Raw genomic sequence first — 12,171 nt, forward strand, 5'->3', positions numbered from 1 at the left:
AGCGCCCGCCGGACCGCCGCCGGACCGCCGACCTAGCCTCTCCGAATGGCCGACGACCCGACCGATCTCCTCACCCGGCTGGGTCGGCGACCGCGGCTGCGGATCTCGGTCGGGGCCGTCATCGTCGTCCTCCTGGTCACCGTAGCGGCGGCCGTCGCGATCTCGGCGGCGAGTTCCGCGGGCGCCGCGCAGGTCGTCGAGGTCGGGGGAGCCGCCCCTCACGAGACCGGTGCGCCCGAGGGAGACAGGGCCGCCCGAACACAGGATGGTGATGAGGGAGGCGAGCTGTTCGTGCACGTTCTCGGCGCGGTCCGGGTTCCGGGGCTCTACCAGGTCGCTGCCGATGCCCGGGTCGTCGATGCCATCGCCGCCGCGGGAGGCATGGCCGACGACGCCGACCCGGCGGGTGTGAACCTCGCCCGCCGCGTCGCCGACGGCGAGCAGCTCGTCGTGCCGCGCGTCGGGGAGACGCCCCTTGCCGCCGCGCCCCCCGCCCCGGCGGCAGCCATCGGGGCGGGACCGGTCAGCCTCGGGTCGGCCACGGCCGAGCAGCTCGACACCCTGCCGCGGATCGGGCCCGCCCTCGCCGCGCGCATCGTCGCCTGGCGTGAGGCCGGCGGAAGGTTCCAGAGCGTCGACGACCTCCTCGAGGTGCCCGGCATCGGCGAGGCGACCCTCGAGGGGCTGCGCGATCTGGTCGTGCCGTGACCCCGTCGCCGTTGCGCACGACCGGCTGGTCGGCGGCGAGCGACACGCGTGCCGTCGGCGCGGCTACCGGGGCATGGGTCACCGCTTTCGCAGCGACCGGGGTGTCCGATCTCGCTGCCGGTCCGGTAGCTGCCTGGGTGGTCGTCGTCGGGGTGGCCGCGGCGACGGTCGCGCTCCGGTCGCGGCGGATCGGGCCGGCCCTCGCCGCCGCCACCGTTCTCCTCGCCGTGTGCGCTCTCCTGCTGACCGCCACGGCAGCGGGGCTCGAACGCCGCAGCCCGACCGCGCTGGGTCTCGATCCGGGCGCGACCTCAGCGGCGTCGATGACGGGAACGGTCGAGTTGACCGGTACCGTCGAGCGCCCCGAGGCTGGCGCGTTCGGCTCGCCACGCGTCGCGGGCACCCTCGTCGGAATCCGGATCGACGGGAGGGAGCGGGCGGCGTCCGTCCCCGTTCTGCTGTTCTCCGACGATGTCGTGCTCGAGTCGGGAATCGGCGCGCGGGTCGAGGTCCGGGGGAGTGTCCGGCGCGCAGACCCAGGGGACAGCGTCGCCTGGCTCGTCTTCGCGCGCGACGCTGAGTACGGCTCGGGTCCGACGGGACCCGTCGCCTGGGCGTCGGGACTGCGCGATGGCTTCCTCGCCTGGAGCTCCGAACTGCCCGGTGACGGCGGGCTGCTCCTCCCCGGCCTCGCGATCGGCGACACCCGAGCCGTGACGCCGTCGCTCGACGCGGCGATGACCGCCGGGTCGCTCAGCCATCTGACCGCGGTCTCCGGGGCGAACTGCGCGGTGGTCGTGGCCGGGGTGATGGCGCTCGCGGCGGCTCTCGGTCTCCGACTCCGCAGCCGGGTCGTACTGGCCGGGGCGGCACTGGTCGGCTTCGTGCTCATCGTCACCCCGCAGCCGAGCGTTCTGCGCGCCGCGGCGATGGCCGTGATCCTGCTGGTCGCCACCGTGTCGGGGCGGCGCGGGGCGGGTCTCCCCGCGCTCATGGTCACGGTCGTCGTGCTGCTCAGTCTCGATCCGTGGCTCGCGCGTGATTTCGGCTTCGCCCTCTCGGTCGCCGCCACCGCAGGCCTGCTCACCCTCGCACCCGCTCTGACACGCGCTCTCTCCCGAGGGATGTCACCGGTGCTCGCCGCCGCCATCGCTGTTCCGACAGCAGCGCAGGCGGCCTGCCAGCCGGTGCTCGTGCTGCTCGATCCGACCCTGCCCGTGCTCTCCGTGCCGGCCAATCTGCTGGCCGCGCCCGCGGCGCCGATCGCGACGGTGGCCGGACTCCTCGCCTCCCTCCTGCTCCCCGTCCTGCCGCCCGTCGGGGCCGCCGTCGGCTGGCTGGCGTGGATCCCCTCGAGCTGGATCGCCGCGGTCGCGCGCGCCTTCGATCAGGTGCCGGCGCGGCTGCCGTGGTTGCCGGGCGCGGTCGGTGCCGCACTGGCGGCTCTGGTGCTGCTGCTCGTGGTGGTCGCGGTGCGCCGTCGGAGCCGAGTCGTCGCGGTTCTCGCCGTGGGGGTGGCCGCGAGCGTCGTCGCATCCCTCATCGGTATCTCGCTCGGCTCGGCTCTCTCCCGCCCCGCGGATTGGTGGGTCGTGTCGTGCGATGTCGGCCAGGGCGCGGCCGCCTTGATCCGGGGCGATGATTCGGTCGCACTCATCGACACCGGCGACGACCCGGCAGCTCTCGAACGGTGCCTCGCGGGCGCGGGCGTCCAGCGGATCCACCTGCTCGTCCTGACCCACTTCGATCGCGATCACGTCGGTGCTGCCGGGGTGCTGGCGGGGAGGGTCGATTCCGTGCTCGTCGGCCCGAGCGACGGTCCCGTCGCCGATCGCCTCGTCGAGACCCTCCGCCGATCGGGAGCCGAGGTGCACGAGACGGTGGCCGGGGAGTCGGGCATGCTCGGCGACCTCGACTGGCGGGTGGTCTGGCCCGAGCCGGGCGCGCCTCCCGGCAATGACGCGAGCGTCGTCCTCGCGGTCCAGGGCGATGGGGTGAGTGCCGCCGTGCTCGGCGATCTCGGTGAGGAGGCGCAGCGCGCCCTCCTTCGCTCGGGACGATTGGGACGGGTCGACGTGGTCAGCGTCGCCCATCACGGGTCGGCGGATCAGAGCCCCGAACTCTACGAGCGGCTCGGGGCACGGGTCGCGCTCGTCTCCGTCGGTGCGGACAATCCCTACGGCCATCCGACCGCGTCGGCCCTCGAGATGCTCGACGCGCTCGGCGCCACGACACTGCGGACCGACCGCTCGGGCACGGCCGTCCTCGCACTGGTGGGCGAGGAGCACCGGCTCGTCGCCTGGTCCGCGGGAGGCCGAACCGCCGCCGACCCCGGCGAGGGCGTCGGCGGCTCGCCGTAGGGTGGGACGGTGGCAGCGCGAACGACGAAAGCCCCGGCTCGGGCTGCAGGTCCGCGCGCCGGAACGCTCACCTGGGATCAGGTGCGGCCGGCGCCGATCGTCCTCGTCTCGGGAACCGAGGGGTTCCTCGCCGACCGGGCGATCCGGGCGCTGCGCGACATCCTGACCGCCGAGGATCCGAGCCTCGAGGTCACCGACCTCGACGCTGCCGACTACGCCTCCGGCGAGCTCATCTCGCTGGCCAGCCCGTCGTTGTTCGCCGAGCCCCGGCTCATCCGGGTCACGAACGTCGAGAAGTGCAACGACAACTTCCTCGCCGACGCTCTGCGCTACCTCGAATCTCCCGCACCCGACGCGTACGTCGTGATGAGGCATGCCGGGGGAGTGCGCGGCAAGAAGCTGCTCGACGCCCTCCGCACCGGTGCGGGAGGTGCCATCGAGGTGGCCTGCCTCGAGCTGAAGAAGGACTCCGACAAGTACGACTTCGCGGTCGCGGAGTTCCGGAACGCCGGTCGACGGATCACCCCCGGAGCTCTGCGTGCGTTGCTCGCGGCCTTCTCGGGCGATGTCGCCGAGCTCGCAACCGCGTGCAGCCAGCTCATCGCCGACGCCAGTGACGAGATCACCGAGGCCACCGTCGACAAGTACTACGGCGGTCGGGTCGAGACCAACGCCTTCAAGGTCGCCGACTCGGCGATCGCCGGGCGGTCCGGCGAGGCTCTCGGCCTGCTCCGGCATGCTCTCGCGAGCGGTGCCGATCCGGTGCCGACGGTCGCCGCGTTCGCAGCGAAGCTCCGCACCATGGCGCGGGTGATGGGCCAGCGCGGCTCATCCGCCCAGATCGCCTCGGCCATCGGAGCCGCCCCCTGGCAGGTCGACCGCGCCCGCCGCGACCTCGAGGGCTGGAGCGAGCAGGGGCTCGGCACCTGCTTCGAGGTCCTGGCCGACACCGACGAACGCATCAAGGGTGCCGGTCGAGACCCTCTCTACGCCCTCGAGCGCATGGTCCGCATCGTCGCGGCCCGCGGCCAGGTCTGAGCGGTATTCGGGCCCCGAACCTTCAGAGCGCTAGCGAGCCCCGGTCAGCAGTCGCAGACGGGCAGCGAGCTCGGCGCGGTGAGGGGGTCGGGTGTGCGCCGATCGACCCCTCCTGAGGTCGTGACCTCGAAGCCCTCACGGGCCCAGTACTCGAAGCCGCCGATCATCTCGCGAACCGGGTAGCCGAGCTTCGCGAACTCCAGTGCCGCCTTGGTCCCACCGTTGCAGCCGGGCCCCCAGCAGTAGACGACCACCGGAGTTCCGGAGGGGATCAGCGCTGCCGCCTCCGCGGCGATCCGTGCCGTCGGCAGGTGCACCGCGGCCGGCAGGTGTCCCTGCGCCCAGGCGGCCGAGCCGCGCGAGTCGACCAGAACGAATCCGGGATCCGCGTCCCCGAGGGCGGATGCGACATCCGACGGGTCGGTCTCGAATGCGAGCTTGGCGGCGAAATGGGCGAGGGCAGCAGACGTGTCGATGGTGGCCGGTGCGGTGGTGGAGGTCATGGGTTGAGCCTGACGTTCGCACCGAGTCGCGACCAGCGGAGTTTCGGTCGCTCAGCCCCGAAAGTCCGCCAACACCCGGTGTCGTCTGCACGGATCAGGAGATCTGCGCGGATCAGGACGATTTCCGCGCGGATCAGGACGGATCTCGGAAAACTCCTGATCCGTGCAACCGGTCCTGAACCGTGCAACCGGTCCTGATCCGTGCAGGTGGTCGGGGTTGCGGAGCCGCCGGTTAACGACGAAGGCCCCGCCGGAGCGGGGCCCTCGGGTGCTGAAGCGGTGTTCAGCGGGAGCGGCTCAGAGAGCGGCGACCTGCTTCGCGATCGCCGACTTGCGGTTCGCGGCCTGGTTCTTGTGGATGACGCCCTTGGAGACAGCCTTGTCGAGACGCTTGGTGGCGAGCTGCAGGGCCTTGAGCGCCTGCTCCTTGTCACCCGTCGCGGCGGCGGCGCGAGCCGAGCGGACAGCGGTCTTCAGCTGGCTCTTGACGGCCTTGTTGCGCTCCTGCGCCTTCTTGTTGGTGGTGATGCGCTTGATCTGCGACTTGATGTTTGCCACGAAAGCTCTTTCCGATATCGATTGTCTGTGTAGGCCGGCCGAGGTCGGATCCGCGAGCGGAGCTGCGCGGTGACCACGAGAGGTGTGGGGATCGGCCGGCGGATACGCCCAAAAGGGGCGTGCAAGCCAACAGAGAACATTACCAGGTGGGGGGAGTCCTCGCCAGGTGGCCTCCGTCGAAGCCGTGCCTCACGAGACTACGCTGGATCGCGATGCCATCCCTCGCCTCCCAGGTCTCGTCCGTGCCCAACTCGGGCATCCGCCGCATCCACGAGATCGCGCTGCAGCTCGACGACGTCATCCGCCTCGCGGTCGGGGAGCCCGATGTCGCGGTCGCCCCTCACGTGCTCGACGCGGGCAGTGCGGCCTGGCTGGCCGACGACACCGACTACACGGCGAACGGCGGCATCCCCGAGCTGCGCGCGGCGATCAAGACGAAGCTCGCCGAACGCAACGGCATCGATGTCGATACCGAGCAGGTCTGGGTCACGATCGGTGCCACGCAGGCGCTCAATCTCGCCATGTCGCTCACTCTGTCGCCCGGCGACGAGGTGCTGCTCCCCGATCCCGGGTACACCACGTTCACGATGAACGCGCGGATGCTGGGAGCCGAACCGGTTCCCTATCCTCTTCACCCGGCGGCGGGGTTCGTGCCGTCGATCGACGAGCTCGAGAAGCTCGTCACCGAGCGCACCCGGCTCATCATCGTCAACTCGCCGTCGAACCCCCTCGGCGCCGTCTATCCGGCTGAGATCCTCGCGCAGCTGCTCGACTTCGCCTCGCGCCATGACATGTGGGTCATCTCCGACGAGGTGTACGAGGCGTTCAGCTACGGCGCGCCGCACACGAGCATGGCCTCCCTCGATACCGAGGACCGCGTCTTCAGCGTGTTCTCGGTGTCCAAGACCTATGCGATGACGGGTGCACGGGTCGGTTACCTGGTCACGCCTCCGGGGCTGGCAGAGACGATGCGCACCTACCAGGAGGCGATCATCAGCTGCGTCGACACCCCCGCCCAGCGGGCTGCGGTCGCGGCGATCACGGGCGACCAGGGCGCGGTCGGTGCCGCCGCTGCGCACTACCGCGGCAACCTCGATGCGGCGACCGCTCTGCTCGACGAGGCGGGCATCTCCTACCTGCCGCCGACGGGCGCCTTCTACCTGTGGATCGACATCTCGCACGCGAGCGACGGCGATGTGGCCGGGTGGGCCGAGTCGTTCCTGCTGCGCGAGCGGGTCTCTGTGGCGCCGGGTTCGGCGTTCGGCCGCAGCGGCGAGGGCTGGATCCGCGTCTGCGTCGCCGCATCCCGCGAGGACCTGCTCGAGGGCCTCCGCCGACTCCCGCGCCCCTGACCCGCCTGCACGGATCGGGACCCGTTCCACCGATCCGGACATCTCCCGGATCCGTCCTGATCCGCGAGGTCGGAACGTCAGGCTTCGGTCGCGAGATCCAGCAGCGTGTCGGGCTCGTCCCGCATGGCGGAGGCGAGGCGGGCGTGCTCGCTCGCGGACAGCGGGGGCAGCGCGTCGAACGGGAACCAGGCGACCTCGGTCGACTCATCGTCGCCGACTGCAGCGATCCCGCCCAGGTACCGGCAGCGGAAGACGAGGTTCGTGTACTGGGACTGGTCGCCGTTCGGGTAGGTGACGGGCCGGGTGACGTTCACGGCGGAGAGGCGTTCGACGACGACCTCGACGCACGCCTCCTCCAGCGCCTCGCGCACGGCGGTGACGGCGGGATGCTCGCCCGGTTCGACGATCCCCGAGACGCTCGACCACTCGCCGCTGTCGGAGCGACGGACGAGCAGGACCCGGTCCGCATCGTGCACGACGGCGGTGACACCGACGAGCCAGAGCGGCGCGTGACCGATCTTCGACCTCAGCTGGGTGATGAACTCGGGCACAGGCATGCCGAGGAGCCTAAAGCCTGTCGGCGTGCTCGCCCGGCTGGGCGCGAGCAGCGACGTCCGACGCGAGCGTCGGCACCCGCGACGGAAAGCACGAAGCGCCGGTGGCCGTCACTCTCGCTGACGGACACCGGCGCTCCATAGTCAGCTCAGAATCGGCTGCTCACCCGTCGGCGGCGAACCGTGGCGGCTGTCACCGCGATCGCGCCGAGGCCGAGCGCGAGGAGCCCCGCGAACAGCGGTGCCTCCGTCGATGCACCGGTGTCAGGCAGAGCAGCCGCAGCCGCGGTGCCCGGCGCGGCGGCAACCTGGAACCCGGCCGCGGCGACGAAGCCGGACGTCGCGCCGACCGCCTGCAGGGTGTGCGACCCCGCGGCCAGTCCGGCGGGGATCGTCACCCTCGCCCGCACGACACCGCTCGCGTCCGCCGAGTACCAGCCACCGAAGATCGGGTCCGAGTACCAGGTGAAGTAGACCTCTTCACCCGGTGCGAAGCCGGCGATCTCGACGTCGAAGGTGGCGTCGGCCGCGACCGGCGCGGTCGGCAGAGTGATCGCTGCATCCGGGGTCGGGTCGGGTGCCGGTGCGAGCACGGGCTCGGCGGGGAAGGTCTCGTAGGTCATCGTGCTGAGGTCCGTGAAGAGGAACCCCTGACCGTCGAGCGCTGTGTTCTGGCCCGAGGTCGGTCGGACCGTCTCGTAGCCCACGCCCGCCGGCCCCGGTGCGGAGGGCCCGGTGCGGAAGGCGACCGAGTTCGCGCTCGGTGCCTCGCTGGTGCCCATGGCCACGTGGTACTCGACCAGGGTGTGACCGGTCAGAGCCTCCGCACCGTCGATGTAGATGTCCACATAGTCGGGAGCCGTGGCGTCCTCGAAGTGCGACACGATGTCGATCCGGTGGGGCACGTCCGCGGGGACGACCGTGGCCTGGTTCAACCACTCGGTGTTATCCAGCGGGTCGGCACCTTCGGGAAGCCAGCTGAGCCACACCTGCAGTCCCTCGGTGACGTGCCGGAATCCGACGATGCCGCCCGCACGGGATCCGCTGCCGTTGTCGATGCCGAGCGACATGTTCAGCCCGGGCTGAATGCCTCCGGTCGTCGAGGCGATGGTGAAAGAGGTCTGGAATGTGTCGTAGGCCGCGGAGGCGTCGATGCCCGCGGCGTCGACGAACGCCGTCGAGAGCTGCCGGATTCCGCCGTAGTTGACCTCATCGACGAGGGAGTTCGAGTACCGGAGGCTGGTGCCGGCACCGTCGAGTCCGGAGGACGGGAAGTCGGAGTTGGCGACGAGCGCCCAGTCGTAGACGGCGGTCGTGCCGTCGCCGGACCAACCCTGCTGGCCCTTGGGGGCGTCTCCACCGGGAGTGAATGTGCCGAAGTCCACGCCGATGTAGGTATCTCCCTCGGCCGCATGGGCCGCGTTGCCTCCGAGCAGGGGGAGCAGGATCAGCGGTACGGCGGTCGCCAACGCGATGACGCTCCTCGACCTGCCGGTGCGGTGTGCTGCGTGCGCTGCGTGCATCCTTCTCCTTAGCGAGATGACATAGCGCGCCCGATCAGGACCGAGCGCTGCCGGTCCGGAGGACCCGACGAGAGAAACGTATCTAAGAAACGGCTATGAAAACGGGTGAAGTTCGCCCGTGTTCGGGGTACAAAATCTGGAAATGTACCCGTCGTCAGTGGGCAGTGTCCGTGTGCAGGGGGACATGCGGGGTACAGGCGCTCGAGGTCTCCGAGACCCCCTGAGAGTCGGACCCGGCCTCAACCGGTGGCCGCGACGACTGTGGGAGACTTGTGAGTCATGTCTCCACGCGCTCCGCAGGGTCTCGAGCCCGCCGCCACCGAGCCTGCGGCGATCCGCAACTTCTGCATCATCGCCCACATCGATCACGGCAAGTCGACGCTCGCCGACCGCATGCTGCAGATCACGGGGGTCGTCTCCGACCGAGATATGAGGGCCCAGTACCTCGACCGGATGGACATCGAGCGCGAGCGCGGCATCACGATCAAGAGCCAGGCCGTCCGCATGCCATGGCAGCTGGGTGACAAGACCTTCGCGCTCAACATGATCGACACCCCCGGGCACGTCGACTTCACCTACGAGGTCTCCCGGTCGCTGGCCGCCTGCGAAGGAGCGATCCTCCTCGTCGACGCCGCGCAGGGCATCGAGGCGCAGACCCTCGCCAACCTCTACCTGGCACTCGAGAACGACCTCACGATCGTCCCGGTCCTCAACAAGATCGACCTGCCGGCCGCCGAGCCCGACAAGTACGCCGCCGAGCTCGCGAGCCTCATCGGCGGGTCGCCCGACGACGTCCTCCGCGTCAGCGGCAAGACCGGCGTGGGCGTCGAGGCGCTTCTCGACCGCATCACCGAGCTCGTGCCCCCGCCGGTCGGCAATGCCGACGCGGCGGCGCGCGCGATGATCTTCGACTCCGTCTACGACGCCTACCGCGGCGTCATCACCTACGTCCGCATGATCGACGGTCACCTGTCACCGCGCGAGCGCATCCAGATGATGTCGACTCGGGCGACCCACGAGATCCTCGAGATCGGCGTCAGCTCGCCCGAGCCGACCCCCAGCGAGGGTCTGGGTGTCGGCGAGGTCGGCTACCTGATCACCGGTGTGAAGGACGTCCGCCAGTCGAAGGTCGGCGACACCGTCACGAGTGCCTCGAAGCCGGCGACGGAAGCCCTGCCCGGCTACACCGAACCGCTCCCGATGGTGTTCTCCGGCCTCTACCCGATCGACGGGTCCGACTATCCGATCCTCCGCGAGGCGCTCGACAAGCTCAAGCTGAGCGACGCGGCCCTCGCCTACGAGCCCGAGACCTCGGTCGCACTGGGATTCGGCTTCCGGTGCGGGTTCCTCGGCCTGCTGCACCTCGAGATCGTCACCGAGCGCCTCGAGCGCGAGTTCGGGCTCGACCTCATCGCGACCGCCCCTTCGGTGATCTACGAGGTCACGACCGAGGACAAGAAGACGGTCACGGTCACCAACCCGAGCGAGTTCCCGGGCGGCAAGATCGTGTCGGTCCGCGAGCCGATGGTCAAGGCTGCGATCCTCGCGCCGAAGGACTACGTCGGCACGATCATGGAGCTCTGCCAGAGTCGGCGCGGGTCGCTGCTGGGCATGGAGTACCTGGGCGAGGACCGCGTCGAGATCCGATACAACATGCCGCTCGCCGAGATCGTGTTCGACTTCTTCGACAACCTGAAGTCGAAGACGGCCGGCTACGCCTCGCTCGACTACGAGCCCATCGGCGATGCCGAGGCCGATCTGGTCAAGGTCGACATCCTGCTCCAGGGCGAACAGGTGGATGCGTTCAGCGCCATCGTCCACCGCGACAAGGCCTACGCCTACGGCGTACTCATGACCGGTCGGCTGCGCGAACTGATCCCGCGCCAGCAGTTCGAGGTGCCCATCCAGGCCGCGATCGGCGCCCGCATCATCGCCCGCGAGTCGATCCGCGCCATGCGCAAGGACGTGCTCGCCAAGTGCTACGGCGGTGACATCACCCGCAAGCGCAAGCTCCTCGAGAAGCAGAAGGAGGGCAAGAAGCGCATGAAGATGGTGGGCCGCGTCGAGGTTCCGCAGGAGGCGTTCATCGCGGCGCTGTCCGGCGACACCGAGAAGGCGGGCGCGAAGAAGTGACCTGCATCCCCTCCCGGAGTCGCCGCTCCGGACAGAACCCGTCCCGGAAGGTGAGTCGATGGTGACAGGACCCATGCGCTCGGGCGAGCCGCGCGATTCCTCGCTCAACTACGCGGCGATCGGCGCGACGCAGACCGACGAGATCCTCCAGTACCCGCCCAAGGGGTACCGGGCGTTCCAGGCCAGCCGCAAGATCGGCAGCGGGCAGGAGCGCTTCGATTCGGCCGCGCGGCTGCTGATGACCTGGGGAGTGCTGCGGGGGAGCGGCGTCGAGGTGCTCGACATCACCCCCGAGACCGCGGAGGACGTGTACGCCGGAGTCGACTTCGACGCGGACGGACGTCCGATCGGCATCACCAGCATTCCCGAAGAGGAGCTCTTCGCTCCCGACGGCACGCCCTACGTCGCCGCCGGCACGACCGCCGTCACGGTGTATTCGGGCGGTCCCTTCAAGGTCCGTGTTCCGATCAAGGTGGTCTACGTCATCGACGAGCCCAAGCGCGTCGGCTACGGCTACGGCAGTCGTGTGGGTGCGCCGGCCGAGTTCGAGCGGCTCATGGTCGTCGAGCTGACCGATGATGGAAGCGTCGTGTTCACGATCCGCGCCATCTCACGGGTGACGTCGTGGTACCGCCGTGTCGGTTTCGCGCTCCTGCGTCTCGGCCAGAAGCGCTACACCGACAAGTACCTCACCGCGCTGCACCCCACCCGGTCCGCCGGCAGCTGACGCGCGACGTCGCGACGGCCGCCTCGTCTCAGTCGACTGCGGCAGTCTCGAGTCGGCTGAGGACCGCCAGCAGCGCGTCCTGGCCGGAGACGAGGTCGTCGAGCACGACGAGGGCGCTCGTCTCCCGCAGCACCTCGGCGCCGAAGGCGCCCGTGGCGACGGCGACGAACGGGATCCTCGCAGCGTCGGCGGCCTGACCATCGCTCGGGGTGTCGCCGACGATGACCCGGGGCTCGTCTCCGAGGGATGCGACGGCGTTCTCGGTGATCTCGCGCCGTGCTCGCGTCCGGTGCCCGAAGAAGGAGTGCTCCCAGTCGAAGTCGGCGGCGTCGAGACCGGCGCTGACGAGTTTCACGCGCGCCCGGGTCGGCGAGTTGCCGGTCAGGAGGGTGTTGGTCCAGCCCGCGTCGCGGACGGCGGCGAGCGCCTCGTGCACGCCGGGCGCGATCTTCCGCCCGGCGTCGCCGCTGAGGTAGAGGTCGGTCGAGAGCTCGTCGAGCCGCGCCCCGATCGCGCCGTGCCACTCGGGGTCGAGGTCGTACTGGGCGAGCCGTTCGGCGATGATCTGCCCGTCGGTCTTGCCGTGCTCGCCGGGTCCCGGGGTGTCGGGGCGGAACCCCGTCACCTCCTCGATGGCCCTGTCGTAGAGCCGGCTGGCCTGCGCGCTGTTCAGCAGGAGTGTTCCATCGACGTCCCAGAGCAGATAACCGGCCAC

At 70.2% G+C, this 12,171-nt stretch carries 11 protein-coding genes; 6 read left to right on the forward strand and 5 right to left on the reverse strand.

Annotated elements, in window-relative coordinates; all coding sequences use genetic code 11:
- The first annotated feature begins 45 nt into the window (after positions 1-45).
- The 3 genes from DDQ50_RS10105 to holA are packed head-to-tail and all read left to right on the forward strand — an operon-like array spanning position 46 to position 4,106.
- A complete protein-coding gene (locus DDQ50_RS10105; protein ID WP_116756610.1) occupies positions 46-708 on the forward strand; it encodes a ComEA family DNA-binding protein in 663 nt (220 codons plus the stop codon).
- Complete coding sequence (locus tag DDQ50_RS10110; RefSeq protein WP_116756611.1) at positions 705-3,068, forward strand: ComEC/Rec2 family competence protein; 2,364 nt, start codon at positions 705-707, stop codon at positions 3,066-3,068. Before DDQ50_RS10105 ends, DDQ50_RS10110 begins: the two co-directional genes overlap by 4 nt.
- A 9-nt stretch (positions 3,069-3,077) precedes the next feature.
- Positions 3,078-4,106 carry a DNA polymerase III subunit delta gene (holA, locus tag DDQ50_RS10115; RefSeq protein WP_116756612.1) on the forward strand — a complete coding sequence of 343 codons (1,029 nt, stop codon included), beginning with the start codon at positions 3,078-3,080 and terminating at the stop codon, positions 4,104-4,106.
- 44 nt (positions 4,107-4,150) lie between these two features.
- Here holA and DDQ50_RS10120 read toward each other — a convergent pair whose 3' ends face one another.
- Both DDQ50_RS10120 and rpsT read right to left on the reverse strand, forming a co-directional pair.
- Positions 4,151-4,609, reverse strand: coding sequence for a rhodanese-like domain-containing protein (locus tag DDQ50_RS10120; RefSeq protein ID WP_116756613.1), 459 nt, complete (start codon positions 4,607-4,609; stop codon positions 4,151-4,153).
- A gap of 297 nt (positions 4,610-4,906) precedes the next feature.
- Entirely contained in the window at positions 4,907-5,167 is a 261-nt protein-coding gene (rpsT, locus tag DDQ50_RS10125) for a 30S ribosomal protein S20 (RefSeq protein WP_116756614.1), read from the reverse strand.
- Positions 5,168-5,379: 212 nt separating this feature from the next.
- On the opposite strand from rpsT, the gene DDQ50_RS10130 reads away from it, so the two are divergent.
- Positions 5,380-6,519 carry a pyridoxal phosphate-dependent aminotransferase gene (locus DDQ50_RS10130; protein WP_116756615.1) on the forward strand — a complete coding sequence of 380 codons (1,140 nt, stop codon included), beginning with the start codon at positions 5,380-5,382 and terminating at the stop codon, positions 6,517-6,519.
- A 77-nt stretch (positions 6,520-6,596) separates the two neighbouring features.
- On the opposite strand, the gene DDQ50_RS10135 is transcribed toward DDQ50_RS10130, so the two are convergent.
- Complete coding sequence (locus DDQ50_RS10135; RefSeq protein WP_116756616.1) at positions 6,597-7,076, reverse strand: NUDIX hydrolase; 480 nt, start codon at positions 7,074-7,076, stop codon at positions 6,597-6,599.
- Positions 7,077-7,222: 146 nt separating this feature from the next.
- Positions 7,223-8,596 (reverse strand): hypothetical protein, encoded by a 1,374-nt coding sequence (locus tag DDQ50_RS10140; RefSeq protein WP_116756617.1) that lies wholly within the window; start codon positions 8,594-8,596, stop codon positions 7,223-7,225.
- Positions 8,597-8,875: 279 nt separating this feature from the next.
- Here DDQ50_RS10140 and lepA point away from each other — a divergent pair, with 279 nt between their 5' ends.
- Together lepA and DDQ50_RS10150 are read left to right on the forward strand one after the other, a co-directional pair.
- Positions 8,876-10,729 carry a translation elongation factor 4 gene (lepA, locus tag DDQ50_RS10145; RefSeq protein ID WP_116756618.1) on the forward strand — a complete coding sequence of 618 codons (1,854 nt, stop codon included), beginning with the start codon at positions 8,876-8,878 and terminating at the stop codon, positions 10,727-10,729.
- A 58-nt stretch (positions 10,730-10,787) separates the two neighbouring features.
- Complete coding sequence (locus DDQ50_RS10150; RefSeq protein WP_116756619.1) at positions 10,788-11,456, forward strand: DUF1990 family protein; 669 nt, start codon at positions 10,788-10,790, stop codon at positions 11,454-11,456.
- Positions 11,457-11,484: 28 nt separating this feature from the next.
- Here the strand turns inward: DDQ50_RS10150 and DDQ50_RS10155 are convergent, their stop codons facing one another.
- A complete protein-coding gene (locus tag DDQ50_RS10155; RefSeq protein WP_116756620.1) occupies positions 11,485-12,171 on the reverse strand; it encodes an HAD family hydrolase in 687 nt (228 codons plus the stop codon).

It is taken from the genome of Amnibacterium flavum, assembly GCF_003097495.1.
Lineage (GTDB): Bacteria > Actinomycetota > Actinomycetes > Actinomycetales > Microbacteriaceae > Naasia > Naasia flava.

Bases quoted from the DNA above. Each gene is read 5' to 3' on its own strand.
- DDQ50_RS10105 (WP_116756610.1), top strand. From the start codon at position 46: ATGGCCGACGACCCGACCGATCTCCTCACCCGGCTGGGTCGGCGACCG.
- DDQ50_RS10120 (WP_116756613.1), bottom strand. From the start codon at position 4,609: ATGACCTCCACCACCGCACCGGCCACCATCGACACGTCTGCTGCCCTC.
- DDQ50_RS10130 (WP_116756615.1), top strand. From the start codon at position 5,380: ATGCCATCCCTCGCCTCCCAGGTCTCGTCCGTGCCCAACTCGGGCATC.
- DDQ50_RS10135 (WP_116756616.1), bottom strand. From the start codon at position 7,076: ATGCCTGTGCCCGAGTTCATCACCCAGCTGAGGTCGAAGATCGGTCAC.
- DDQ50_RS10140 (WP_116756617.1), bottom strand. From the start codon at position 8,596: ATGCACGCAGCGCACGCAGCACACCGCACCGGCAGGTCGAGGAGCGTC.
- lepA (WP_116756618.1), top strand. From the start codon at position 8,876: ATGTCTCCACGCGCTCCGCAGGGTCTCGAGCCCGCCGCCACCGAGCCT.
- DDQ50_RS10150 (WP_116756619.1), top strand. From the start codon at position 10,788: ATGGTGACAGGACCCATGCGCTCGGGCGAGCCGCGCGATTCCTCGCTC.